This is a genomic window from Citrobacter sp. Cu233 (assembly GCF_030332225.1).
GTDB lineage: Bacteria > Pseudomonadota > Gammaproteobacteria > Enterobacterales > Enterobacteriaceae > Citrobacter.
In genome coordinates this window covers 456,784-482,462 of the sequence record NZ_JAOWIF010000031.1, presented here as the reverse complement: position 1 = coordinate 482,462, position 25,679 = coordinate 456,784, and the positions used below count along the sequence as shown (strand labels likewise).

The following is a 25,679-nucleotide window of genomic DNA, read 5'->3' as shown; positions in this document are numbered from 1 at the left end:
TTGCGCTGCACCGGGCTTTTAGCGTTTTAATCGTTACTTTTTACGTGCGTATTTCAGTGAATCCAGCGCGACGGCGAAGATAATAATGCCGCCCTTAATAATATACTGCCAGTAAGGGTTCACGCCGATGTAGGTCAGACCATAGTTGATGACGGTGAAGATAATCACACCGGTCACCACGCCGAAAACCGTCCCTACGCCACCGCTGAACGATACGCCGCCTACCACGCAAGCTGCAATGGCATCCAACTCGTACATAAAGCCGAGGTTGTTGGTCGCGGAACCGATACGCCCGGCCTCCAGCAATCCACCGAAGGCATAGAACACACCAGACAGCGCATAGATAATCAGCAGGTTCAGCGCCACGTTTACACCGGACACTTTCGCCGCTTCCGGGTTACCGCCGATGGCGAAAATGTTTTTACCAAAACGGGTCTTGTTCCACAGCACCCAGACAAAGGCCACGGCAATCAAGGCATAGAAAGTAATGTAGGAGAGCCGGAAACTACCCAGCGCAATAAAGCCCTGCGCAAAGGTTGAGAACCCGCTGTCAAAGCCAGAAATTGGCGATGCCCCAACAAAGTCGTAATACAGGGAGTTAATACCGTAGACAATAATCATCGTGCCGAGAGTGGTAATAAATGGCGTCACATTCAGATAAGCAATGATGATGCCGTTTACCAGACCGATGACAGCACCGATAACGCAGACAATCAGCACAACCACAATAATGGGCATCGTCGCCATTTCCGGGAATACCTTGTTGGCATTCTCCATCGACTGCAACAAGGTTGCCGCAACGACCGCCGCCAAACCTACCTGGCGCCCTGCTGACAGGTCCGTCCCTTGTGTAACAATCAGCCCGGCAACACCCAGCGCGATAATAATACGCACGGAGGATTGCGTCAGAATATTACTCAAGTTCAGTAAACTTAAGAAAGTGGGATCCTGGAAAATAATAATGGCCAGCAAAACCAAAAGAACAACGTAAATTCCGCCTTCTTTCAGGTAAGTAAGAAAACTTTTCTTATTTAACGCACTCATGAGGAGCCCCTAATCTTAAAGGTGCAAAGACGCAAGACGGAGGATTTCGTTTTGCGTTGTTGTTTTAGTGTCAACAATTCCAGCGACGAGGCCATTGCTCATCACCAGAATACGATCGGTAATACCTAGCAACTCCGGCATTTCAGAGGAAATAATAATGATCCCCTTTCCTTTTTTCGCCAGTTCAGCAATCAACTGATAAATCTCAAATTTCGCGCCGACATCGATACCGCGTGTAGGTTCATCCAGCATCAGGATTTCAGGCTGCGTTAACAACCAACGGCCAATGACCACCTTTTGCTGATTACCACCAGAAAGCGAACCAATTTGCGTACGATGCCCTGGTGTTTTTACCCTCATCGAGTCAATTACCCACTGGGTATCACTCTTCATGCGGGAGTTATCCAGCAGGCCGACTTTATTTTTATAGTTTTGGATATTGGAAATTAACGAGTTAAAACCAATGTCCAGATAGGCATAAATACCGGTTGAGCGACGCTCTTCGGTGACCAGCGCAAAACCATGGTTAATCGCTTCATTCGCGCTGTGGTTATTGATTTTCTTGCCGTGGAGCGTAATCGTGCCCGATGATTTCTCACGAATGCCAAACAACGTTTCAACGATATCGGTGCGTTTCGCGCCAACCAGACCGGCAATGCCGAGAATTTCCCCTTTATGGAGATCAAAAGAGATATCACGAATCGACGGCTGACGCAGAGACGTCAGGTTACGCACTTCCAGAATCACTTCTCCCGGCTTGTTCTCTTTATCCGGGAAACGTTGGTTCAGTGAGCGTCCGACCATCATGGCGATGATCTTATCCATGTCCAGCCCTTCCAGCGGCTGGGTCGCAATCCATTGACCATCGCGCAGCACGGTAATTTCATCGCACAGTTGAAAGATTTCTTCCATTTTGTGAGAAATATACACGATCCCACACCCACGCTCTTTCAGCTTACGGATGATGGTAAACAGATGATTAACCTCTTTCTCGGTTAACGATGAGGTCGGTTCATCCATAATGACGATTTTGGCGTCATACGAAAATGCTTTCGCAATTTCGATCATCTGCATTTGCGAAACAGATAATGTTCCGACGCGCGCACGCGGATCGATGTCAATATCCAGTTCATCAAAAATCGCTTTGGTATCGCGGTACATTTTTTCCTGATCGACAAACATACCTTTGGTGGGATAGCGCCCCAGCCACATGTTGTCCATTACAGAACGTTGTAATACCAAGTTTAATTCCTGGTGTACCATTGAAATACCATTCTCAAGCGCTTCTTTAGCAGAATGAAAATCGATTTCTTTACCCTGAAATAAAATACTACCGGAATCTTTTTGATAGATCCCAAAAAGACATTTTAATAATGTTGACTTTCCTGCGCCATTCTCGCCCATCAGAGCATGAATAGAATGTGGGCGGACTTTTAAATTGACATTATCAAGAGCCTTAACGCCGGGAAAGGACTTGTTGATGCCGCTCATTTCCAACAAGTATTCGCCTGACGACTGAGTATTAGTGCTGACCATAATTATACCTTGTTGGCCTTGCAGAGTGCGTAATTAAGGGCGCAATGAAATTGCGCCCACAGACGGAGTATTTATTTGTTGGTGAACTCTGCCAGATTATCTTTATCGACACCTACATATGGAACGCGAACAATTTTGTTCTCAATTTTCCAGTTGGTGCCGTCTGCCGCGCCTTTGCCGTCCGCCAGGTTCCTCGCCAGATCGAAGGTCGCTTTCGCCTGGTTGTTTGCATCGTTCAGCACGGTACCGGCCATGGCACCCGATTTCACCAGCGCCAGTGCTTCAGGCAGCGCATCGACGCCAAATACCGGGACGCTGGTTTTGTTGTGCGCTTTCAGCGCTTCAACTGCACCCATCGCCATGGCGTCATTGTTGGCGATAACCACTTCAATTTTGTTTGCGTTAGGACCAGACATCCACGCATCCATTTTATCTTTCGCCTGAGCGGTATCCCACATTGCGGTATCTAACTGCAACTGCTCAGTTTTAATGCCTTTATCGTTCAGCTCTTTAATCACGTAGGTCGTACGTGCTTCGGCATCCGGATGTCCCGGTTCGCCTTTCAGCAGTACAAACTGAATTTTGCCGTCTTTATTCAGATCCCAGTTCGGGTTAGCGGCCCAGTGCTTGGCAATCAAATCACCCTGAATAATCCCGGACTCTTTGGAGTCAGTACCGACGTAATAGGCTTTGTCATAGCTGTCCAGCGCTTTACGGGAAGGCTCTTTGTTGAAGAATACAATCGGTACGTTCTGACCACGTGCTTTTTCAATTACCGTTCCTGCTGCTGCCGGGTCAACCAGGTTGATGGCCAGTGCTTTAACGCCTTTTGCCAACAACACATCAATCTGATCGTTCTGTTTGGACTGATCGTTTTGCGAGTCATTCATCAGCAACTGTACATCCGGCGCCGCTTTGGCATCTTTTTCAATAGCCTTACGTACCACAGACATAAAGTTATCGTCATATTTATAGATAGTCACACCAATGCGGGTATCAGCAGCGTGCGCAGCCGCGCCGAATAACATGCTTGCCATTACAGCAGACAGGGTCAACACCTTCTTATTCATGGTATCTCCGGTTTTATTATGCAGGGTAGTGCTTGAGATAAATGCTCGGCAGGCAGAACGTTACTGAAGTGTTACTGAACGCCGAAGCTCACTTTTAAAAATATTTCTTCCGTGTCTGGCAACGCTCCAAAAACAGGCTTTAATTTTTGTTTAAGACGCCTATACCTCGATGAAAGTGATTATTCACCGTTACATAGTAGTTACAGCGCAGCAAACAGTGTCATCATAGCTATCGCATTGTTAAGATACTGTGAATTTACTCACATATTGAAAGCGGTTACATAACCCAACATTATCAGTTAGTGATCGGTGCCGCATTCTGCCGCAAAGCCACAGAATGGCGCCGCACCAGTGTCGGCATAAAGCAATGTGTTGCATCAGGATCCAGCGTTCCCACCGCGCCTTGTAGCGCAAGCTCAGTGGCCATTTTTGCCATAGAAGCAATAGGATAGCGCACCGTTGTCAGCTGCGGGTCGGTGTAACGCGCGATGGGGATATCGTCGAAACCAATGATAGACAGATGTAATGGAATGGCGATGCCGTTGTCTTTTAGCGCCGTTAGCGCGCCAGCGGCCATATTATCGTTGTAAGCGAAGACAGCCGTCAGTTGCAGGTTGCGTCCCAGCAGTTCCACCATTGCGGACTCTCCACCCTGCATATCCGGTGAACCAGTACCTATCCAACTGTCGGCTGGGGTAACCCCCTGTTCTTTCAGGGCACTTAGCCACCCTTCTTTACGCATTGCGTCGTCCTCAATGCGGTGACTTGATGCCAGGTAACCAATACGTTGATGCCCATTATTCATCAGCATGCGGGTTGCCATTTTAGCGCCGCTAATATTATCCAGACAGACACAACGATGCGCATAGCCCGGCACAATGCGGTTGATCAGCACCATACCGGGGATCTGATCCATAAACTCCGCCAGCTCGCGATCGCTCAACGCTTTCGAGTGAACAATCAGTGCGTTACAACGCTGACGGATCAGTACCTCAATGGCGTGACGTTCTTTTTCAGCTTCGTGGTAGCTGTTGCCAATCAGGACGTACTTCTGATGCTGCTGGGCAACCAGGTCCACGGCTTTGACCAGCGCGCCAAAAAATGCATCTGAAACATCCATCACCACGACCCCAATCGTGTCGCTTACCTGCGTCGCCAGCGCTTGTGCATTGGCGTTAGGGCGATAGCCGAGCTGAGTCACTGCTTTCATTACCGCTTCACGCGTGTCAGGACTCACCAGCGCGCTGTTGTTGAGTACGCGGGAAACCGTCGCAACCGAAACGCCGGACTGCCGTGCCACATCACGTATGGTTACCATATTCACTACCCTGTTTAAGATGCGGTTACCCGCAGACACCCCAGGCTGTGTATTTTGTCAGCACAACGCAGCGGACTGCGTGAGTGATGTCACAGGAATGAAAGCGCTTACATCCACTTTGTTAATGAATGTGATCCAGATCGTTATCTGGATGTTCGCGGTAATGATGTCCCTGACGCACGCAGGGTTAATTGACGCCATAGCCATTCTACCGGGCCTTGCCGGTAAAAACGCAACCAAATGACGGAGAAAAGCAGGTTAACGGCCCAGACCGGAATGACAAATAACAGCAGCGCCAGTCGGTCATATTTCATAAATAAGCCGAATTGATAAAACAGCGTGGTGCAAATCAAGGTTTGTAACAGATAGTTGGTCAACGCCATGCGCCCAACGCAGGCTATCGCAACAACCCATTTTAAGCGGCTAAGCTGCGGCCAGAAACCAAACAGCAACGCGGCATAGCCAATTGTCTGAAACGGCGCTCCCAGCTCGCGCGGAGCCTGCAACAAAAAAGCGCACCAGCGATATGCCCAATCCAGATGCCACTGCGCAACGATAGCAGGCAGGTTAATCGCAATGCCAATAATGACCAATAACGCGCCGGTACGTCGATAGTGCTGCAAACTGTACTGCCCTTTCAGCCAACCACTGCGCATCAATGCCGCTCCCAGCAGCATCATCCCCGCCAACTGCCAGCCGTACTGTGCCCCCAGCGCCAGTAAGCTGCCTGACAGCATATCTACGCGATTGCTGACCGCTTCCATACCGCCGTTAATCTTCCAGTATTTCTCATACAGCAACGCAGAAGCATCCGGTGTCCAGGCCCGACTGGTCTCACTTCCGGAAATAAATCCCAGCAATAACAGCACACCAACGCCCACCAGATAGAGCAACACGCCGGTATTAAACAGACTTTTGACTGAAGGGGCATCACGAACCAACCGCCAGCAAATCAGCCCGATGAGGCCATACGCCAGCAGGATATCGCCATCCCAGAACAGCAAACCGTGAATAAACCCCAGCAAAACCAGCAAAGTGAGTCGCGACTGGATCCAATGTTTGCCTCGCGGTAGCAGCATCTGCAAACCTGCGCCAAACAGCAGCGCAAACAGCGTGAGGAATTTCACCTGCGCAAAGAGATCAAGCACAGCCCAGGTCCAGGCATCTGACGGAGTAATATTGCCGTACCAGGCAGGATTCAGATAGGCCGCCTTTGGCAGACCAAAGGCGCTAATATTGAGAAGCAGGATACCGAGGATGGCGACGCCACGAATAAAATCCAGCGTGACATTACGCTCCATGGCCCCTGCCCTGATCAGTTGTGGTGACGCACGGCGCGCAGGAATTCCTGACGCGTATTCTGGCTGGACTTAAACAATCCGCCAAGCGAGGTAGTGGTGGTGGCGCTGGTCGCATCACGGATACCACGCGCTTTCACACAGTAATGCACAGCATCAATTGAAACCGCCACATTATTCGTCCCGAGCAGCGTTTGCAGCGCGGTTAGAATTTGCTGAGTCAGCCGTTCCTGGACCTGCGGGCGCTGGGCGAAGAACTGCACAATGCGGTTAATCTTCGACAGGCCGATCACCGAATCTTTCGGGATATAGGCCACCGTCGCTTTGCCATCAATCGTGACGAAGTGATGTTCGCAGGTGCTGGTCAGCGTGATATCACGAACCGTGACCATCTCATCAACCTTCATCTTATTTTCAATGACGGTGATTTTAGGGAAATTGGCGTAATCGAGGCCGGAGAAAATCTCATCGACATACATTTTTGCAATGCGATGTGGAGTTTCCATCAGACTGTCATCGCTCAAATCAAGATTGAGCAATTGCATAATCTCGGTCATATGTCCGGAGATAAGACGTTTGCGCGTTTCGTTATCCATCTCTTGCACGGGCGGGCGTAGTGGTGTTTCGAGACCACGCGCGACCAGCGCTTCATGAACCAGGGCCGCTTCTTTACTGAGTGATGACATTTCTTTTTCTCCTGCAGGTGTGGCGCCTCTGCCCTGCGTGGGGCAAAGTTTTTAGGCTGTATCACAGCCAGAACATTGTGCGTGAGGCGGCGCACATAATCCAGTATTCACCGCGATAATTATTGAAATTGGTGCTGCCTTTTAGCGCACGTATTCCATACGCCGTTCATCCGGGTGAATTCGAGTGTTAATGTAAAGTTATATAGATGATGAAGTATGTTTGCTCAATGCGGAAGTGAAAGTTACTCACAGTGCAATGAATAATCTGTATTATGGTGAATTCGCAAACAGATTCAGGTTCAACACAACAAGGAGCCACGCATGGAAATGCTTGAAGAGCACCGCTGTTTTGAAGGCTGGCAGCAACGCTGGCGTCACGACGCCATCACGTTAAATTGCACCATGACCTTTAGTATTTTTCTTCCACCCCCCCAGGATAACACCCCGCCTCCGGTGCTGTACTGGCTGTCAGGTTTGACCTGCAATGATGAAAACTTCACCACTAAAGCCGGGGCACAACGTATTGCGGCTGAACTGGGCATCGTTCTGGTGATGCCCGATACCAGCCCGCGTGGGGAACAGGTCGCCAATGATGAAGGCTACGATTTAGGCCAGGGTGCCGGATTTTATCTCAATGCCACGCAGCAGCCGTGGGCCTCACATTTCCGCATGTATGACTATCTGCGTGATGAGCTGCCGGCACTCATTCAGTCACACTTTAACGTCAGCGATCGCTGCGCCATCAGCGGGCACTCAATGGGGGGGCATGGCGCACTGATTATGGCGCTGAAAAACCCTGGCAAATACACCAGCGTTTCTGCCTTCGCCCCCATCGTTAATCCATGTCGCGTACCGTGGGGTGAGAAAGCCTTTAACGCCTATCTGGGCACGGATAAGTCGCTATGGGCAGAGTGGGATAGCTGCGCGTTGATGTTAGCCAGTAAGCCAGAAGATGCGATTCCAACGCTGATTGATCAGGGTGATAGCGATCAGTTTCTTGCCGATCAGCTGCAGCCCGCGGTGCTGGCCGAAACGGCGCGTCAGACCGCATGGCCGATGACACTACGCATCCAGCCAGGCTACGATCACAGCTATTACTTTATTTCATCGTTCATTGAAGATCATCTGCGCTTTCACGCTCAATATTTGCTGAAGTAATCCTGGAGGGCGTTAGCCCTCTTTACTTCTCCATCTTTTCTTCACTTTTTCTCCTTTTTTATTTAACTGCTATCTCACTGAATCAAAAAGACTTTCCTCGTTAATCACATCAAACATAAATGATTTCTATTATCATTTGTGTTTACAAAGATTCATACTTTTGTACAATCCTCCCGCTTCTTTACTGAAAAGAGTCCTTAAAAGACAAATACATACAATTGTCATGGCCTTTCATATGACACGCAGTTTGATTCATTTAAATGGAATGATACAAATGACTATACCTCACGTTAAGGCTGTAGCTGCCGCAGTATGCGTCGCCAGTCTCCCATCACTCGGCCATGCCGCTGAACAAGACACCGTAGTTGTTACCGCTACCGGCTTCGAGCAGAAGATTCAGGATGCTCCCGCCTCGATATCTGTTATTACCAAACAGCAGATTGAGGACAAAGCCTATCGAGATGTTACCGATGCGCTAAAAGATGTCCCTGGCGTTGTCGTCACCGGTGGGGGGAGCAGCAGCGATATCAGCATTCGCGGTATGGCTTCGCAATACACGCTCTTCCTGGTTAACGGCAAACGTATCAGTACACGCGGTACGCGCCCGAACAGCGACAACTCAGGTATTGAGCAAGGCTGGCTACCGCCACTGGAATCCATCGAGCGTATAGAGGTGATCCGCGGCCCGATGTCATCCCTCTACGGCTCCGATGCGATGGGCGGCGTCATTAACGTCATCACCAAGAAAGTGTCGAATACCAAAGCCTGGACTGGCTCTCTACACGGCGATGCCACTTTCCAGGAAGACAGAGATTCCGGCGATATTTACCAGACTAACGCCTATGCGTCTGGGCCATTGATTGACGGATTACTCGGCGCGAAGGTGACTGGCTTATTCTCCCACCGGGCCGAAGATAAAATCGTTAATGGCTACAATGAACAGCGTATGCGTAACGGGGGGTTAACCCTGAACTTTACGCCAGATGATAAAAATGACATCGACTTCGATGTCGCGCATGAACTACAGGATCGCAACAGCACACCGGGCGAATCGATGGCGGCAGAAAACTGCCGTAACGGTGTTTGTAAGCCAAACAGCAAAAGCTACAACCGCTATGAACACACGACGTATTCATTAACCCACAGCGGTTATTACGACGATTTCAACAGTACCAGCTATGTTCAGCAGGAAGAGACCAAAAACCCTGGTCGTCAGATGAAGTCCTACAACACGATCTTCAATAACCAGAACCAGGTCTTCCTCGGGGCACACACCCTGACAGTTGGCGGGCAATACCGTTATGAAAAACTGCGTGATAACGGCAACCAACTGCAAGCAGCTGACGGTCTGAACAAACTGACCCGCTGGAGCTGGGCGCTGTTTGCCGAAGATGAATGGGCGGTTACCGATACTTTCACGCTGACCGGTGGTCTGCGTATGGACAAGGATGAAAACTACGGTGACAACTGGACGCCGCGCGGCTATGGCGTATGGCACCTGAGCGATCAGTGGACCTTAAAAGGAGGTGTTTCTGCGGGCTATCGCGCCCCGGATCTGCGCCAGTCTTCTGCAAGCTGGGGGCAAGTGACCGGTGGCGGTCGTCTTAACGGTATCATCGTCGGCAACCCGGATCTGAAACCAGAAAAAAGCCTGAGCGAAGAGATCGGTTTACTGTGGGATAACGGCAACGACCTCAACGCAGGCGTTACGTTGTTCAATACTGACTTCAAAAACAAAATCACCGAAGTTCGCCGCTGTAACAGCAGTGCCGATCCGGCCTGCACCATCGGCAATACCCATTATGACTTTGTCAGCGATCGCGTTAACGTTGATAAAGCCAATATGCGCGGTGTCGAATCCACCTTCGGCTGGAAAATCACCTCCGACGTCAACTGGACAGCGAACTATACCTATACGGAATCTGAGCAGAAAAGCGGTCAGTTCTCCGGCCAGCCGTTGAACAAAATGCCGAAGCATATGTTCAACACCACGCTGGACTGGCAGGCCACCCAGGATCTCGGTTTCTGGAGCCGTTTGAATCTGCGCGGGAAAACGTCTGAATACCTGAGCCGTACCTCCATGGCACAAGGTACTCCTTCCTATACCCAGGTGGATATTGGTATGCGTTACTATGCAACTAAAGATGTACTGCTTACTGCTGGCGTGTATAACGTGCTGGATAAACAAATCGATTACGATACCTACGACACCGTTCTTGATGGACGTCGTTACACGGTTGGCCTGACTTACAACTTCTAAGTTTTGGACAATAAATAACCCCGGCACTCACCATGCCAAATGCTGTTCAGTTAACATTTTAGTTTCAGAAAGCATCAACATGTATTGGCGAGGTAATGAACATGCTCTCTCAGAGAAAGGGTTCCGTTCACCTCATGTTCATCGCTTCTCTGTACACTGAACGCCAGTGAACGTGTTAAGGGTGCTATCGCCGCACCCTTAACAATCCCGGCTCCCGGCGGGAAAATTGCCGCTCCGCGGTCCCCTCCGCTTATTCCTCCAGGCTACCGGGCCGGGCGCGATGCAACATCCCTGTCGCACGCCCCCTGAACCCGCATCCCTGCGGGTTCTCCCGGCCTTACGGAAACACGTCGGCAATTTTCAGCCGGGCCAGCCTCGCCTGACCACCTGTATTTTTATTTGAACAGGTTTGAACAGCAAAACAGATTTAACTGAAAATCAGAGAGTTGAAGCGATGTCTCCGGTCCGGCTGAAAATCGATGAGGTGTTGACGGCTGACCGGGGCTGCCCGCAGGGATGCGGGCAGAGGGGACGGCCTGCAGGGACGCAGGCTCGGCCCCGAGGGAGGGTTATCGTCTGCCGGATGGCAGCACGGAGGCCTTACCCGACCTACACTATCTTACGTAGGCCGGATAAGCACGGTGCCATCAGGTACAAGATTACTTCTTCACACGTTTCGGAAAGTGCATTTCGCTGTAACGAACGAAACGGGTTCCCTTGGTCAGCTTATAGCCAAACCAGATGATCAGGAACAGCGGGATACCAATGTAGGTTGCCATTACGCCGCCCCAGTCAATGGTATCTTTCAGGAACGCTTCGTAGTTTTGACCCAGGGTAATGATCAAGCACAGGACAAAGGCAAAGATCGGCCCCAGAGGGAAGAAGCCAGAACGATACGGCAGATCCTTAATATCATGGCCCTGCAACACATAACCACGACGGAAACGATAGTGACTAATTGCAATTCCCAGCCAGGCGATAAAGCCCGTCATCCCGGAGGTGTTCAACAGCCACAGGTACACAGTCTGGTTACCAAACATGGATGTCAGGAAGCACAGACCTGCCACGACAGTCGTCGCGTACAGCGCGTTACGCGGTACGCCACCACGAGACAGTTTAGAGAAAATACGCGGCGCTTTACCGTCACATGCCAGGGTGTAGAGCATACGTGTTGATGCATACATGCCGGAGTTGCCCGCCGACAGCACCGCCGTCAGGATAACGGCGTTCATCACCGCCGCTGCAGACAGCAGACCCGCGTGCTGGAATACCAGCGTGAACGGGCTGACGCTGATGTCTTTTACATCATTGCGCAGCAGGCTCGGATCGGTATACGGGATAATCAGGCTGATAATCAAAATCGCGAACACATAGAACAGCAGGATTCGCCAGAATACCTGGCGCACCGCGCGTGGAATGTTCTTCTCAGGATCTTCAGATTCTCCCGCGGCGATACCAATCAACTCGGTTCCCTGGAATGAGAAGCCGACGATCATCGCCACACCGATCATGGCTGCAAAGCCGCCAGCAAAGGGGGCATCACCTGTAGTCCAGTTACTCCACCCCACCGGTTGAGCACCTTTGAAGATACCGATAATCATCATCACGCCAACCACGATGAAGATAATCACGGTGGTAACTTTGATCAGTGAGAACCAATACTCCGCTTCGCCAAATCCACGTACCGAGATGTAGTTCAGCAGGAAGATAACGCCAAGGAACAACGCACTCCAGATCCAGCCTGGCGTATCCGGGAACCACCAGCTCATTACCAATTGTGCGGCCACCAGGTCCACGGCGATAGTCACCGCCCAGTTGTACCAGTAGTTCCAGCCGAGCGCGAAGCCAAAGCCTTCTTCTACATAGTTCTGACCGTAGGTAGAGAACGAACCGGAAACCGGCATATAGGCTGCCAGCTCACCAAGACTGGTCATCAGGAAGTACACCATCAGGCCAATCAGAATATAGGAAAACAGCGCGCCGCCAGGACCCGCCGCAGAAATGGTTGCACCAGATGCAACGAAAAGACCCGTTCCGATGGAACCACCAATGGCGATCATCGTCAGGTGACGCGCCTTCAGTTCACGGCGTAGCGTGGGCGCTTCTGTGGTTTTAGTTTCGGAAACCATGTGAAAATGCTATCCATCCAAAAAATGAGGCGCGATTGTAGCAGACGAAATGGCATTCTTCCGGCACAAATGCGCTGTTATAAGAGACCTTCATGACTGGCCGCGGATTATAAGTAAAGCAGAAACTGGGCAACCTATAACGATTGCCCTCAGTTGAAGATGGGGTGTTCATTGCAGGTGCGACGCATCCGCGTCTTATTCAACCTGCTCTACCTGGTCGCTATAACGTAAAAAACGCAGCAGCGAGTTTGAAAGATGTTTTTGCCGATGATGGACGCGCCAAAGCGTGCGGACCAGACGTGGCAACGGCACCGGAACTTCGCTTAACGTTCCTGCCTGCAGTTGTTCTGCAATAACCCGACGCGACAAGCAGCTGATCCCCAGGCCATGACGAACAGCATGTTTAATAGCCTCAGAGTTACCCAACTCCATTGCCATCTGAAATCTTGGTAGATGAGACAATAGCAGGTAATCCACCAACTCACGGGTACCGGACCCTCGTTCGCGCAGGATCCAGGGCGAAGCCGCAAGTTGTTCCAGCGTCACGGGACCTGTGGTTAGCGGCGATGACGGCGCAGCAAACACCACCAGTTCATCTTCCAGCCACGGTTCAGAGATGATCTCTGTACTGTGACATGGCCCTTCGATAAGCCCGATGTCGACCCGAAAATCCAGCACTGCATTGATAACATCCTGGCTGTTGCCCACGCTGAGTTCCAGCGGCAAATCGGGGAAATCACGCCGATAACCTGCAATCATGGCAGGTAAAATATAGTTGCCGATGGTGCTACTGGCATAGACGCGAATCGCGCCATTATCTTCACGAAAAAGCTGTTCGATTTCTGTCGTCTGCTCAAGCAATGCCAACGCACGCGGATAGAGTAAACGCCCGTGCTCATTGACCACCAGCCGCTTACCGACGCGGTCAAACAGTTGCACGCCAAGTTGCCCCTCTAAATCGGTCAGCGCCGCGCTCACCGCTGATTGCGACAATGACAGCATGACAGAAGCCTGGGTCGTCGAGCCGCTTTTCAGTACCTCAGCAAACACTTCAAGTTGTCGCAGGGTGATATGCATAGTCGTTTTCCACCGGGTAGCCCGTGCTTACCACTTATAAAGATTAATTATAAATATATAATCAATTTTATTTTTAAGCCACTTCACCTTACAATTTTTGCCAAGAAATCATTCAAATTGTTCAGGAGGGGTTATGACTGAACTCGCCCTACAGAATCATCGTCGTACAGTGTGGCATTTTATTCCGGGACTTGCCCTGAGCGCAGTTATCACCGGAGCCGCCTTATGGGGAGGTTCCATTCCCGCCGTCGCAGGTGCCGGGTTCAGCGCCCTCACCTTAGCCATCTTATTCGGGATGGTTATCGGCAACACCGTGTATCCACAAATCTGGAAAAGCTGTGACGGTGGCGTGCTGTTTGCCAAACAACATTTACTGCGTCTGGGGATCATCCTTTATGGTTTCCGCCTCACCTTCGCCCAAATAGCCGACGTGGGTGTCAGCGGTATCGTCATCGATGTCCTGACGCTCAGCAGCACCTTTATGCTGGCCTGCTTCCTCGGGCAGAAAGTATTTGGTCTGGACAAACACACCAGTTGGCTGATTGGCGCGGGGAGCAGCATTTGTGGTGCTGCTGCGGTATTAGCCTCCGAGCCGGTGGTGAAAGCTGAAGCCAGTAAGGTAACGGTCGCCGTTGCTACCGTGGTCATCTTCGGGACCATCGCTATCTTCCTGTACCCGGCGATGTACCCGTGGCTTTCGCACTGGTTTAGCCCGGAAACCTACGGGATTTATATTGGCTCCACGATGCATGAAGTCGCACAGGTTGTTGCTGCCGGGCATGCAATCACCCCGGAAGCTGAAAACGCAGCCGTCATTGCTAAAATGCTGCGTGTCATGATGCTGGCTCCATTCCTCATCATCCTGGCGGCACGTGTTAAACAACTGTCTCCGGCAACCGGCGGAGAGAAAAGCAAAATCACCATTCCGTGGTTTGCCATCCTGTTCATTGTGGTCGCGATTTTTAACTCGTTCCACTTTCTGCCGCAGTCGGTAGTGAACATGCTGGTAACACTGGATACCATTTTGCTGGCAATGGCGATGGCCGCGCTGGGGCTGACCACTCACGTTAGCGCCCTGAAAAATGCCGGTGCTAAACCGTTACTGATGGCCCTGCTGCTGTTTGTCTGGCTGATTGTTGGCGGTGGCGCGATTAACCTCGCTATCCACGCACTGATGGCATAAACGAGCACGACTATCCCCCGATGACCCGCTATACTCTTCCCTTTTGCAGTTGAGTATGGCGGGTTTTTTCCGTCATATTTCAAGTTGCAGGCACGTTGGCTGCGCACGTTCACCCTAGTCAGGTACTTAAGTACGCTCCCGGGGATTCTCTTTCTTGCCACCTTCCTGCAACTCGAACTATTTAGGGAATCATTATGAAATACATCGGAGCGCACGTAAGCGCCGCTGGCGGTCTGGCTAACGCCGCTATTCGAGCTGCAGAAATCGAAGCGACCGCATTCGCTCTGTTCACCAAAAATCAGCGCCAGTGGCGCGCCGCACCATTGACCACTGAAGTCATTGATGACTTCAAGTCAGCCTGCGAGAAATATCACTTTTCCTGCGCACAAATCCTGCCACACGACAGCTACCTGATTAACCTCGGCCATCCCGTCAGCGACGCGCTGGAAAAATCACGCGATGCTTTTCTTGATGAAATGCAGCGCTGCGAGCTGCTTGGTTTATCCCTGCTTAACTTTCACCCGGGCAGCCACTTAATGCAGATCCCGGAAGATGAATGCCTGGCGCGTATTGCCGAATCAATCAACATTGTCCTTGCTCAGACTCAGGGCGTGACGGCAGTCATTGAAAACACCGCCGGGCAAGGCAGTAATCTTGGTTTTAAGTTCGAGCATCTGGCGGCAATCATCGACGGTGTCGAGGATAAATCCCGTGTAGGTGTCTGCATCGACACCTGCCACGCCTTCGCGGCCGGTTACGATTTGCGTTCCGCTGACGAGTGTGAAAAGACATTCGCTGAATTTGAACGTATTGTCGGCTTTAACTATTTACGCGGTATGCACCTGAACGATGCCAAGAGCGCATTTGGCAGCCGCGTGGACCGCCACCATAGCTTAGGGGAAGGCAATATCGGTCACGATGCATTCCGCTGGATCATGCAGGACAGCCGTTTTGACGGCATCCCACTGGTACTGGAAACCATCAACCCTGATATCTGGGCCGAAGAAATTGCATGGCTGAAAGCGCAGCAAACTGAAAAGGCGGTCGCATAATCATGAACGACAGGGAAAAGCAGATCCTTAAGATCCTGCGTCGCAATCCGCTAATACAGCAAAATGAAATCGCAGATATTTTGCAGATCAGTCGTTCGCGCGTCGCCGCACATATTATGGATTTGATGCGCAAAGGAATGATCAAAGGTAAAGGTTATATCCTTACCGAACAAGATTATTGCGTCGTCGTCGGCGCAATTAACATGGATATTCGTGGTGTCGCTGACATCCACTATCCTCAAGCTGCATCTAACCCCGGCAGCATCCACTGTTCAGCAGGCGGCGTGGGACGAAACATCGCCCACAACCTGGCGCTACTGGGCCGTGACGTGCATTTAATTTCCGCTGTTGGTAGCGATTTCTATGGTGAAACGCTGCTGGAACAGACCCGTCAGGCTGGTGTTAACGTTTCCAATTGTATTCGTCTGCATGGACATAACACCTCCACCTACTTGTCGATCGCGAATCAGCAGGAAGAGACCGTACTGGCGATTAACGATACCCATATTCTGCAACAGCTAACGCCGCAGTTACTGAACGGTTCACGGGATCTTATCCGCCATTCCGGCGTCGTGCTGGCAGATTGCAACCTGACTGCTGAAGCCATCGAGTGGGTATTTACTATTGCTGATGACATTCCGGTATTTATTGATACCGTTTCAGAGTTCAAAGCAGCAAAAATGAAGACCTGGTTTACACGTATTCATACGCTCAAACCCACGCAGAAAGAGTTGGGCATTTTATGGGGTAAGCCTGTCCAGTCGGATGCAGATCGCGTTCAGGCCGTCAACGACCTCCATCAGCAGGGGGTAAAACGCATCTTTGTGTGTCTGGAAGACGAATCCGTTTTTTGCAGCGAAAAGGACGGAGAGCAATTTTTGCTGACATCGCCGAAGCATACAGTGATAGACAGCTTCGGTGCCGATGACGCATTTATGGCGGGATTGTTATACAGCTTTCTGGAAGGCAGTGAGTTCCGCGAAAGCGCGCAGTTTGCAATGGCCTGTGCAGCATTATCACGCGCCAGCGTCAGTATTAACAACCCGACGCTCTCCGCCGATAATGCCCTGTATTTGCTGAAAACCGCTTAGATGTAATGCCGGATGGCGCAACGCTTATCCGGCCTACAAACTACAAGCAACAACGCTTCCTCGTAGGCTGGATAAGACGTTAGCCGCCATCCGGCAAAACATCCGGCTACGCTAAACCAATAAAGAAACCGGCTATTGTGGCGCTCATCAGGTTAGAAAGCGTTGCCGCAGCCAGTGCTCTCATCCCAAGCTGCGCGATTTCCGGTGCGCGCTGTGGCGCAATGGCTGAAAACGCCCCGACCACGACGCCAATTGAACCAAAGTTCGCGAAACCGCACAGCGCGAACGAGATAATCGCAATGGTCTTTACATCCAGCGTCCCGCCCGTTTGCAAATACGGAGAGAAGTTGAGATAAGCGACAAATTCGTTGATTGCCAGCTTCTGTCCGATCAGGCTCCCCGCCAGCGTTGCATCGCTCCAGTCCACCCCCATAATCCACGCCAGCGGAGCCAGAATATAGCCAAAAATGCCTTCCAGGGTTGCGTGACCGAAGCCAAACCAACCGCCAACGCCACCAATAATGCCGTTAATTAACGCAATAATGGCGACAAATGCCATGACTACCGTCGCAACGCCTGCGGCAATCTTCAGCCCGGTCATCGCCCCGCTCGCCGCCGCTTCGATGATGCTTTTCGGTGGTGTCTCAGTAAATGACAGATTCTCGAAGGTAACGCGAGACTCTTCTGTTGCCGGGCTCAACATACGCGCGAACAAAATCCCACCAGGAATTGCCATCAACGATGCCGCCAACAAATAATCGATGGGTACACCCATTCCGGCATAACCAATCATCATTGAACCCGCAATAGACGCCATCCCGCTACAAATTGCAGTAAACAGCTCATTGCGATTCAGGCGCTCAATAAAGGGTTTCACGATTGCCGGAATTTCGTTTTGCCCGAGAAAAATCGTCGTCACCGCAACAAACGATTCGATTTTACTGATGTTCAGCGCTTTCTGGAAAATACCACCGAGAATACGGATCAACAGTCCCATTACGCCAATGTAGTAAAGCAGGCTTATCAGTGCGGTAACAAAAATGATGGCGGGGAGAACCCGGAAGGCAAAGATAAAACCGGCACCGTCAAACAGCACATCCATTTTAGGACCTACCAACGAGCCAAAAATAAATGCACTTCCTGCATCGCTATATGACATAACCTTGTGGACACCGAGTGCAGCCTGTTCAACCAGCCATTTCCCCGGAGGGAAATACAACATGATACCGCCAATGGCGATTTGCAGAACCAACGCAGCGCCAACGGTACGCAGGCTAATACGTTTTTTATTTACTGACAGCAGAAACGCGATGGCCAGTAATACCACCATACCCACAACACTTCTCATTATATCCATAATGAAATCCCTTCATGCCAGGAAACCCGGCGCTAACGCCAGGTTTTGGTAGGTCTGATATGCACGGGCGACCGCTTTCTGCCCGGAAAATTCGGTCAGGCGAGGCGTTGATATTCCTTCGCAATCTCGCAAGCCAGTACGGCGTTGTTGAACACCAACTGAATGTTAGATTTCAGACTGTCGCCTCCGGTCAGTTCCGCAACCCGTGCCAGAAGGAACGGTGTGCTATCTTTGCCCACAACGCCCTGCTCTTCAGCTTCTTTCACTGCCCGATCGATTGCCGCGTTTATTTTTTCTTCTGCCATTGCAAACTGTTCAGGGATTGGGTTTGCGACAACCAGGCCGCCGTTCAGGCCGGTTTGCCATTTCACCGCCATTGCGCGGGCAATTTCTTTTGCGCTGTCCAGACGAATACTGACGTCAAACGGGCTGGTGCGGCAGAAAAATGCTGGCAGTGATTTTGTCTGATAACCAATGAGCGGCACACCGAAGGTTTCTAAATATTCGGTTGTTAATCCGAGATCGAGAATAGATTTTGCCCCTGCGCAAATAACCGTAACATTGGTATGTGCCAGTTCTTGCAGATCCGCAGAAATATCAAATGTATGCTCAGCCCCGCGGTGAACACCGCCGATGCCACCGGTTGCAAATACTTTAATTCCCGCCATGGCGGCAATAATCATGGTAGAGGCAACGGTAGTCGCGCCATTTTTCCCCGCCGCTACAACAAACGGTAAATCTCGACGGCTAACTTTAGCAACGTTATGCCCTTCGCGTCCTAAAAGGTCAATTTCGTCTTTACTCAAGCCAACTTTCATTACTCCGCCAATAATGGCAATGGTTGCAGGCACAGCACCATGTTTGCGAATAGTTTCTTCTACTTCAATTGCTGTCTGCGCATTTTGTGGAAATGGCATTCCATGAGAAATAATGGTTGACTCAAGTGCAACAATCGGTTTTTTACTGTTTAATGCTTCCTGAACTTCTGGAGATATTTGTAATAATTCAGAGGAAAGAGTTAATTCAGACATTCTGTGTTCTCCACTATTGAGCTAACATTCGCAACAGACAAATCAGGGTTATTGGTATATTCACAGGCCAGTGCCATAGATGAGCAACCCTGCGCAAATCGAACCGAATCAATAAAGGGCAAACCGTCTACCCAGCAGGAAGCCAGTCCCGCCATCATGGCATCACCAGCTCCCGTTACATTGATGACGTGAGTTTTAATGGGCAGCGACCAGCCGCGACTCCCTGATATATCACTATAATAAACACCGTCCCCCCCCATGCTGAGCACCAGGCGGTTTAGGCCACGTTCATGAAACCACGTGGCAACTTTGCCAACATCCTCTCGCCCGGAGAGTGCAATACCACTCAGGGTTTCAGCTTCAAGTCGATTAGGTTTTAAGGTATGGATTTTGCCGAGTTGCTCGCGAATTTTAACGCACTTCCATGCCGATACCGGGTCAACAAACACCGGTACCTCACCCGCATTTTCCAACACCCATGTCAGCGCGTCTTCACTGATATTACAGTCAGCGACAATGACTTTTGCTGCACGAATAAAATCACGATGTTGCGATAAAAAATCTGCTGAAATGTGGTCGGTAATACTCATATCATTAATGGCAACCAGCATCTCACCGGTATTATCTAGCAGCGACAAATAACTTGATGTATTTTCTCCAGCAACAATCAGGCATTTTTCGACATGAACACCAGATTGATTAGTTTGTGCCAGCAGTGATTGCCCATAAAAATCGTTACCAACGGCAGTCAGTAACCATGAATTTTTCCCCAGCAGCGCTAAATTATGAGCGATATTGCGTCCCACACCGCCTGGCGTAAATTTTATTTTCCCCGGATTCGAGTCCGCATAATTCAGAGAAGCATGCGAATACCCGGCAACATCCATATTGGCCGAGCCAATGGTTACTATGTATTCCTTTTCACGCATAGCACGTCCCCTGGCAATATAATTACCACTAAAGAGTTCGTCAGAAATAATCCTTACCACATGAAGGATTATTAGAGCACATGTTCACTATCAAACATGTGTTCATGTTAGCCAGGTTTTTTGTAAAGTAAATCCATCCACAAGATCTAAAACAAATAGATATGAACAGAGTCACAATTTTTTATAGATACAGTTTGCAAGGGAGCGAAAAAATGAGAGGCAGAACACAAATCGAGCAAACCAGAAAAAAACCTCCGGATAACCGGAGGTTTTTCAGATGCGTCAGGCAGACGGGTGTGTATTAACTGAGCGAAACCAGATCCTCCGGCATGTGGTTGTACAAAATCCGCCAGAAGTGCTCAGCCGTTTTATTCAAGCGGGTATCCATCCGGTAAATATAGGCCTGAATAGGTACCATCAGTTCCGGCGTCTGCAGACAAACCAGCCGCTTGTCACGCAGTTCGTTTACGATAGTCCACGCCGGCAGCCAGGCGATACCATGCCCATCTAATGCCATATTTTTCAATAACTCACTCATCGAAGACATAAACAGTGTACGAGCAGAAATGCCCCCCACTTCCGCCAGATGACGGTTTACCAATCTTCCCATGTAGGATGTGCTGGTATAGTTCAGAATCGGCACCTGCGGCTGATAGATATCAAACAACGCCCTCCCCTGCGCGTCAGCCGCACAGACGGGATACAGCTCAGACTCAAAAACCTTCAAACCGCAGAAAGGTGACTGCATTAAATCTTCATCCCGAAAGGAGATAATAAAATCACTTTTCCCTTCACGCAGGGTATTCACCGCTTGCACCACATCAATCGCCTCGACGTGATAAACAAACTCTTCCCCCCAGGCCGCCATTGAGTGCACTAATCTGGGCAACATAGTCAGCGACAGAGAATGTGCCGCCGCTATTTTGATATTGGGTACCCCAAGCAGGTTGTGCCCACTTAGCTCATCCAGATTGCATTCCAGCTGTTGCAGCAGACTACGGGTTTGTGAATGAAATAGCTTACCCTCCTCCGTGAGTTGCAGTGGGCTCGTCGTGCGATCAAAAAGCTGTACCCCCACGGCTGATTCGAGCGCCTTGATCCGCCTGCTAAATGCCGGTTGCGATATATTGCGTTCCTCAGCCGCCTGGGAAAAATGACGACACGCCTCCAGCGTCAGGAAATCATATAACCATTTTGTCTCAATATTTTTCATGCCTGTCACGCGGATGTTTAAATAGGGGTGATTAACCTAAAACATCATGCCAGAGGTGTTCCAGAGATGATATTGGCGATTAGCCACCGATGATTCGTTTTTTGCATCGAACCTTCGTTTTTGGCATTACCGTGCCTCCCTCCCCCTCGGCCACGACCGCTCACCTGCCGCGTATTGTCGGACCTCAGGCTCAATATCGGCCTGCTGAGGTGACAAACGAAGCCAAATCCATGCAGTTTTTGCATTAAACAAAACATTATTGCATTTCTCCTCTCGACTCGCTGCTGTTAAACATTAGGGCAAGACAAACACAGCCTGAATATTATTTAACGGTGAATTGAGGTATATATCGTGAAAGGTTTAATTGGCGTACTTGGTGGTATGGGTCCGGCGGCAACCGTCGATCTCTTTAATAAATTCGTCACCTTTACCGCGGCACAACGTGACCAGGAACATATCCCATTAATTATTTCATCTATTCCTGACATTCCTGACCGAACTGACGCGTTAATGCATCATGGTAATTCTCCACTCCCGGCAATGCGCGATTATATGCATAAACTCGAAGATGCTGGCGCTGAGTGTATTGTGATCCCCTGTAATACCGCCCACTTTTGGTTTAATGAATTAAAAGAGTGCTGTCACACAGAGCTGCTCAGTATCGTTGAAACGACCATCAACGAGGTCAAGAACTGTGGGAAATCACGTATCGGACTGCTGGCAACCAACGCCACGTTGTACATGGGTCTCTATCAAAAAGGCATTGAATCTCTTGGGCTAACCTGCATCAGTCCTGACTCTGCCAGTCAGGAAAAAGTGATGGAAAGCATCTATTGCTTAAAAGCCGGTGATGCTAAGCGGGCACAAATTCTAATGAATGAACAGGCTCAGGCACTCTTCTCTCGCGGCGCACAAGTTATCGTACTGGGCTGTACGGAAGTCCCCGTCATCCTGGCCGACGCGGTCAAACAGTCACCTGATAAATATATCGACTCAACCGGTTCGTTGGTTCGCGCCGGTATTAAATGGTACGAGAAACGCGTGGGTAAAAATCACCTTTTGGTGCAATGAAAATCTATGCCTGGCTAATTATTGCATTACATAAACACCCATTTTAATAACGAATTATTCTCTGGCGGAGGCCATTATGATTTGGCTGGAAATTATCGTAGTGTTAGGGGCAATATTTTTTGGTATCCGCCTCGGCGGAATTGGTATCGGTTTATGTGGCGGGCTGGGGCTGGCTATATTAACGTTGGGATTTGGGCTGCAAATTGGTTCGCCGCCCGTTGACGTTATTCTTATTATTATGACGGTTGTCGTGGCAGCATCGGCGCTACAGGCCGCAGGTGGTATGGATTATCTGGTTCGCGTTGCCGGGAATTTTATGCGGCGTAACCCTAAATATATCAATATCATTGCGCCCATTATTACCTGGTCGATGACCATTATGGCGGGGACCGGATTTATTGTCTTTTCTACCCTACCGGTCATTGCCGAAGTAGCAAAAGAGTCCGGTATCCGCCCCTCACGCACGCTCGCAGGGTCCGTCGTCGCCTCCCAGGTGGCAATATCCGGCTCGCCGATCAGTGCTGCGATGGCCGCAATGTTAACCATCATGGAAGGAAACGGCGTTAGCTTTATACAGGTCATGGCGGTATGCCTGCCCGCCTCGTTCGTTGCCGCAATGGTAGCCGCATTAATCGCTTCACGCCAGGGGTGCGAGCTACAGGATGATGAAGTGTATCTGGAACGCCTGCAAAAAGGTCTGGTCCGTAAATATGAAAGCCAGAGTAGTACGACGCCAGGTGCTGTGCTTTCCGTTGCCCTGTTTATGCTGGCAACCATCGTCATTGTCATCCTTGCCGCCTGCCCTCAGCTACGTCCAGGATTCGACGTCGGTAGTCCGATGAATACGCGGGATATTATTATTATCTGCATGCTATCTGCCGCTTGCCTGATGGTCGTGCTATGCAAAACATCTACAGATGCCATTGTACTGACATCCACTTTTCGGGCAGGGATGAGTTCACTGGCCGTCATTCTCGGCATTGTTACGCTGGGAACCACATTCATTGACGCACACTTAGCGGAAATTAAAGATATCGCGGGTAATATTCTACAGGCCTACCCAATGCTGTTGGCTCTGGTACTGTTTGGGACCTGTGCGCTGCTCTATTCGCAGGGAGCCACCACGCCGTTGATTATCCCGCTTGCCGTCGCGCTCGGCGTACCCACCTGGGCCATTCTGGCTTCTTATGTGGCAGTGACTGGCGTGTTTGTTCTACCCACCTACCCCACTTCACTGGCGGCAATGGAGTTCGACACCACCGGGACAACACGCGTGGGTAAGTATGTCTTAAACCATCCGTTTATGTTGCCCGGACTCGGCGGCATCATCGCTGGCGTTGCCTTTGGTTTTATCATTGCCCCAATGATTGCTTGAGATAATAAATGACGGTTTACATTGCGGTGATGTAAGACCGCTAGTCTCAACGACAGGAATGTGCAGATCAAAAAAAGGGCAGAGAAATCTCCGCCCTTTTATCCGTATTTAATTATGCCGCTTTAGCAACTGCATCCACTTCCGGGCGCTTCAGCACCGCGTAGGAGAGACCTGCCACCAGCGTACCGGCAACAATCGCCAGCAGGTAACCAAGCACAGGGGTAATGGCGCCGGGGATCAGCAGTACGAACAGTCCGCCGTGTGGCGCCATCAGCTTCGCGCCTACAGCCATTGAAATTGCCCCCGTCACCGCGCCACCGACGATACAGCATGGCAGAACACGCATCGGATCGCGGGCCGCGAACGGAATTGCACCTTCGGTGATAAAGCACAAACCCAGTACCAGCGCCGCTTTGCCACCTTCTTGTTGTGCTTTGTCGAACTTACGACGCGCAACCAGTGTAGCCAGGCCCAGAGCCAACGGTGGTACCATGCCTGCCGCCATAATGGCTGCCATCGGTGCATAAGTTTGCGTACTCAGCAGACCCACCCCAAAAGCGTAGGCCGCTTTGTTCACTGGACCGCCCATGTCGGTACACATCATGCCGCCAAGAATGGCACCAAGCAGAACCGCATTCGCCGTCCCCATGGTTTGCAGCCAGTGGGTCAGGCCTTCCAGAATGCCCGCAACCGGTTTACCAATCAGGTAAATCATTGCCAGACCCACTACCAGACTCGAAAGCAGCGGAATAATCAGAATCGGTTTCAGCGCTTCCATACTCTGTGGGAGTTTCAACTTCGTGCTGATGATCTTCGCCACATAACCGGCAAGGAAACCGGCGATAATCCCACCGATAAAGCCAGAACCGGTGCTCACTGCCAGCATACCGCCGATAAGACCCGGCGTCAGGCCAGGACGGTCAGCGATAGAAAATGCAATATAACCAGCCAGAACTGGCACCATCAGTGCGAAGGCCGATCCCCCACCAATCTGCATCAGTGCTGCAGCCAGCGTACCTTGCTCTTTGAATGCTTCAATACCAAAGGCGAATGACAGCGCAATACACAGGCCGCCCGCAACCACCATCGGCAGCATGTAAGACACACCGGTCAACAGGTGACGATACGCGCCCGCGCCCTCTTTTTTTCCTTCTGTAGCCGCAGCCTGATTCTTCCCGGCAGGCTGATACGGGGTCGCTTCATCCAGCGCTTTATCCAGTTCCTGCTTCGTTTTCTTCAGCGCCAGGCCCGTAGACGTGCGATACATCGGTTTTCCAGCAAATTTCGCCAGATCAACCTCAATATCAGCCGCCACAATCACCAGATCAGCCTCGGCAACCTCTTCCGGCGTAATGGCATTACCTGCCCCTACTGAGCCACGGGTTTCCACTTTCACCCACCAGCCACGTTTTTTCGCTTCGGTTTCAATGGCTTCAGCAGCCATAAACGTATGTGCGACACCTGTTGGACAAGCTGTCACTGCCACCACACGTTTTGGACCATTGCTTGCCACTGGCGTTGTCACAACCGGCGCGCTATATGGCTGCGCATGGCCTTTTGCTTCACTGAGAAAAAGCTCAGGATGCGCAACCGCGCGACCGATGTCACCCAGCCAGACCTTTTTGCCGTTCAGGGAACTGTCGACAGGCAGCTTATCGCCCAGGACAATGGCCAGCTCTGCATCATTTGGATTATCGATAATCTCCAGATGCGCTTTCTGTGCCGCCGCTCCAAGCAGGGTTTTCGCCATATAGGCGCGAGCCTGGCCGAGATTAGCGTCAATAATCAGCAGCGTTTTCAT

At 50.6% G+C, this 25,679-nt stretch carries 20 protein-coding genes; 7 read left to right on the top strand and 13 right to left on the bottom strand.

Annotated elements, in window-relative coordinates; all coding sequences use genetic code 11:
• Positions 1 to 33: 33 nt before the first annotated feature.
• The 6 genes from mglC to folE form a co-directional block, all read right to left on the bottom strand.
• On the bottom strand, positions 34 to 1,044 hold the full coding sequence (gene mglC / locus OGX95_RS08685) for a galactose/methyl galactoside ABC transporter permease MglC (protein WP_005129205.1): 1,011 nt from the start codon (positions 1,042 to 1,044) through the stop codon (positions 34 to 36).
• 15 nt (positions 1,045 to 1,059) lie between these two features.
• Entirely contained in the window at positions 1,060 to 2,580 is a 1,521-nt protein-coding gene (gene mglA, locus OGX95_RS08680) for a galactose/methyl galactoside ABC transporter ATP-binding protein MglA (protein ID WP_061068162.1), read from the bottom strand.
• A gap of 71 nt (positions 2,581 to 2,651) precedes the next feature.
• The gene (gene mglB / locus OGX95_RS08675) at positions 2,652 to 3,650 is read right to left on the bottom strand and encodes a galactose/glucose ABC transporter substrate-binding protein MglB (RefSeq protein ID WP_043016958.1); all 999 of its coding nucleotides are present in this window, start codon (positions 3,648 to 3,650) and stop codon (positions 2,652 to 2,654) included.
• Between the two features lie 295 nt (positions 3,651 to 3,945).
• The gene (gene galS / locus OGX95_RS08670; protein ID WP_286629152.1) at positions 3,946 to 4,968 is read right to left on the bottom strand and encodes an HTH-type transcriptional regulator GalS; all 1,023 of its coding nucleotides are present in this window, start codon (positions 4,966 to 4,968) and stop codon (positions 3,946 to 3,948) included.
• Positions 4,969 to 5,111: 143 nt separating this feature from the next.
• Positions 5,112 to 6,269: a DUF418 domain-containing protein YeiB gene (yeiB, locus tag OGX95_RS08665; protein WP_286629151.1), complete on the bottom strand. Its 1,158-nt coding sequence runs from the start codon at positions 6,267 to 6,269 to the stop codon at positions 5,112 to 5,114.
• Positions 6,270 to 6,283: 14 nt separating this feature from the next.
• Positions 6,284 to 6,952 carry a GTP cyclohydrolase I FolE gene (gene folE, locus OGX95_RS08660; RefSeq protein WP_003027410.1) on the bottom strand — a complete coding sequence of 223 codons (669 nt, stop codon included), beginning with the start codon at positions 6,950 to 6,952 and terminating at the stop codon, positions 6,284 to 6,286.
• A 321-nt stretch (positions 6,953 to 7,273) separates the two neighbouring features.
• Here folE and fghA point away from each other — a divergent pair, with 321 nt between their 5' ends.
• Entirely contained in the window at positions 7,274 to 8,110 is an 837-nt protein-coding gene (gene fghA / locus OGX95_RS08655) for an S-formylglutathione hydrolase (RefSeq protein WP_286629150.1), read from the top strand.
• A gap of 274 nt (positions 8,111 to 8,384) precedes the next feature.
• Positions 8,385 to 10,370, top strand: coding sequence for a ligand-gated channel protein (locus OGX95_RS08650; protein WP_286629149.1), 1,986 nt, complete (start codon positions 8,385 to 8,387; stop codon positions 10,368 to 10,370).
• Positions 10,371 to 11,029: 659 nt separating this feature from the next.
• Here OGX95_RS08650 and lysP read toward each other — a convergent pair.
• Together lysP and yieE are read right to left on the bottom strand one after the other, a co-directional pair.
• On the bottom strand, positions 11,030 to 12,499 hold the full coding sequence (gene lysP, locus OGX95_RS08645) for a lysine-specific permease (RefSeq protein WP_137383673.1): 1,470 nt from the start codon (positions 12,497 to 12,499) through the stop codon (positions 11,030 to 11,032).
• A gap of 195 nt (positions 12,500 to 12,694) precedes the next feature.
• A complete protein-coding gene (yieE, locus tag OGX95_RS08640) occupies positions 12,695 to 13,576 on the bottom strand; it encodes a DNA-binding transcriptional regulator YeiE (RefSeq protein ID WP_048211165.1) in 882 nt (293 codons plus the stop codon).
• 133 nt (positions 13,577 to 13,709) lie between these two features.
• Between yieE and OGX95_RS08635 the strand changes: the two genes are divergently transcribed.
• The 3 genes from OGX95_RS08635 (at position 13,710) to OGX95_RS08625 (ending at position 16,902) form a co-directional block, all read left to right on the top strand.
• On the top strand, positions 13,710 to 14,759 hold the full coding sequence (locus tag OGX95_RS08635) for a YeiH family protein (protein WP_286629148.1): 1,050 nt from the start codon (positions 13,710 to 13,712) through the stop codon (positions 14,757 to 14,759).
• Positions 14,760 to 14,953: 194 nt separating this feature from the next.
• Positions 14,954 to 15,811 carry a deoxyribonuclease IV gene (nfo, locus tag OGX95_RS08630; protein ID WP_286629147.1) on the top strand — a complete coding sequence of 286 codons (858 nt, stop codon included), beginning with the start codon at positions 14,954 to 14,956 and terminating at the stop codon, positions 15,809 to 15,811.
• Between the two features lie 2 nt (positions 15,812 to 15,813).
• Positions 15,814 to 16,902 (top strand): sugar kinase, encoded by a 1,089-nt coding sequence (locus OGX95_RS08625; protein WP_137383676.1) that lies wholly within the window; start codon positions 15,814 to 15,816, stop codon positions 16,900 to 16,902.
• Positions 16,903 to 17,008: 106 nt separating this feature from the next.
• Here OGX95_RS08625 and OGX95_RS08620 read toward each other — a convergent pair whose 3' ends face one another.
• From OGX95_RS08620 to hypT, 4 genes are all read right to left on the bottom strand, one after another.
• A complete protein-coding gene (locus OGX95_RS08620) occupies positions 17,009 to 18,259 on the bottom strand; it encodes a NupC/NupG family nucleoside CNT transporter (protein WP_286629146.1) in 1,251 nt (416 codons plus the stop codon).
• 95 nt (positions 18,260 to 18,354) lie between these two features.
• Positions 18,355 to 19,290, bottom strand: coding sequence for a pseudouridine-5'-phosphate glycosidase (locus tag OGX95_RS08615; RefSeq protein WP_286629145.1), 936 nt, complete (start codon positions 19,288 to 19,290; stop codon positions 18,355 to 18,357).
• Positions 19,278 to 20,219 (bottom strand): pseudouridine kinase, encoded by a 942-nt coding sequence (locus tag OGX95_RS08610; protein WP_286629321.1) that lies wholly within the window; start codon positions 20,217 to 20,219, stop codon positions 19,278 to 19,280. The genes OGX95_RS08615 and OGX95_RS08610 overlap by 13 nt, the downstream gene beginning before the upstream one ends.
• A 301-nt stretch (positions 20,220 to 20,520) precedes the next feature.
• Positions 20,521 to 21,432, bottom strand: coding sequence for a hypochlorite stress DNA-binding transcriptional regulator HypT (hypT, locus tag OGX95_RS08605; RefSeq protein ID WP_286629144.1), 912 nt, complete (start codon positions 21,430 to 21,432; stop codon positions 20,521 to 20,523).
• A 351-nt stretch (positions 21,433 to 21,783) separates the two neighbouring features.
• On the opposite strand from hypT, the gene cuyB reads away from it, so the two are divergent.
• Both cuyB and OGX95_RS08595 read left to right on the top strand, forming a co-directional pair.
• Positions 21,784 to 22,503, top strand: coding sequence for a cysteate racemase (gene cuyB, locus OGX95_RS08600; protein WP_286629143.1), 720 nt, complete (start codon positions 21,784 to 21,786; stop codon positions 22,501 to 22,503).
• A gap of 76 nt (positions 22,504 to 22,579) precedes the next feature.
• Positions 22,580 to 23,878, top strand: coding sequence for an anaerobic C4-dicarboxylate transporter (locus OGX95_RS08595; protein ID WP_286629142.1), 1,299 nt, complete (start codon positions 22,580 to 22,582; stop codon positions 23,876 to 23,878).
• Positions 23,879 to 23,990: 112 nt separating this feature from the next.
• Here the strand turns inward: OGX95_RS08595 and fruA are convergent, their stop codons facing one another.
• Entirely contained in the window at positions 23,991 to 25,679 is a 1,689-nt protein-coding gene (fruA, locus tag OGX95_RS08590) for a PTS fructose transporter subunit IIBC (protein WP_286629141.1), read from the bottom strand.

What these genes read in the sequence shown, in the direction of transcription:
- nfo (WP_286629147.1), top strand. Translation starts at nt 14,954, where the DNA reads ATGAAATACATCGGAGCGCACGTAAGCGCCGCTGGCGGTCTGGCTAAC.
- galS (WP_286629152.1), bottom strand. Translation starts at nt 4,968, where the DNA reads ATGGTAACCATACGTGATGTGGCACGGCAGTCCGGCGTTTCGGTTGCG.
- fruA (WP_286629141.1), bottom strand. Translation starts at nt 25,679, where the DNA reads ATGAAAACGCTGCTGATTATTGACGCTAATCTCGGCCAGGCTCGCGCC.
- OGX95_RS08615 (WP_286629145.1), bottom strand. Translation starts at nt 19,290, where the DNA reads ATGTCTGAATTAACTCTTTCCTCTGAATTATTACAAATATCTCCAGAA.
- yieE (WP_048211165.1), bottom strand. Translation starts at nt 13,576, where the DNA reads ATGCATATCACCCTGCGACAACTTGAAGTGTTTGCTGAGGTACTGAAA.
- mglC (WP_005129205.1), bottom strand. Translation starts at nt 1,044, where the DNA reads ATGAGTGCGTTAAATAAGAAAAGTTTTCTTACTTACCTGAAAGAAGGC.
- OGX95_RS08625 (WP_137383676.1), top strand. Translation starts at nt 15,814, where the DNA reads ATGAACGACAGGGAAAAGCAGATCCTTAAGATCCTGCGTCGCAATCCG.
- lysP (WP_137383673.1), bottom strand. Translation starts at nt 12,499, where the DNA reads ATGGTTTCCGAAACTAAAACCACAGAAGCGCCCACGCTACGCCGTGAA.
- folE (WP_003027410.1), bottom strand. Translation starts at nt 6,952, where the DNA reads ATGTCATCACTCAGTAAAGAAGCGGCCCTGGTTCATGAAGCGCTGGTC.
- yeiB (WP_286629151.1), bottom strand. Translation starts at nt 6,269, where the DNA reads ATGGAGCGTAATGTCACGCTGGATTTTATTCGTGGCGTCGCCATCCTC.
- OGX95_RS08610 (WP_286629321.1), bottom strand. Translation starts at nt 20,219, where the DNA reads ATGCGTGAAAAGGAATACATAGTAACCATTGGCTCGGCCAATATGGAT.
- OGX95_RS08620 (WP_286629146.1), bottom strand. Translation starts at nt 18,259, where the DNA reads ATGGATATAATGAGAAGTGTTGTGGGTATGGTGGTATTACTGGCCATC.
- OGX95_RS08595 (WP_286629142.1), top strand. Translation starts at nt 22,580, where the DNA reads ATGATTTGGCTGGAAATTATCGTAGTGTTAGGGGCAATATTTTTTGGT.
- mglA (WP_061068162.1), bottom strand. Translation starts at nt 2,580, where the DNA reads ATGGTCAGCACTAATACTCAGTCGTCAGGCGAATACTTGTTGGAAATG.
- OGX95_RS08635 (WP_286629148.1), top strand. Translation starts at nt 13,710, where the DNA reads ATGACTGAACTCGCCCTACAGAATCATCGTCGTACAGTGTGGCATTTT.
- mglB (WP_043016958.1), bottom strand. Translation starts at nt 3,650, where the DNA reads ATGAATAAGAAGGTGTTGACCCTGTCTGCTGTAATGGCAAGCATGTTA.
- hypT (WP_286629144.1), bottom strand. Translation starts at nt 21,432, where the DNA reads ATGAAAAATATTGAGACAAAATGGTTATATGATTTCCTGACGCTGGAG.
- fghA (WP_286629150.1), top strand. Translation starts at nt 7,274, where the DNA reads ATGGAAATGCTTGAAGAGCACCGCTGTTTTGAAGGCTGGCAGCAACGC.
- OGX95_RS08650 (WP_286629149.1), top strand. Translation starts at nt 8,385, where the DNA reads ATGACTATACCTCACGTTAAGGCTGTAGCTGCCGCAGTATGCGTCGCC.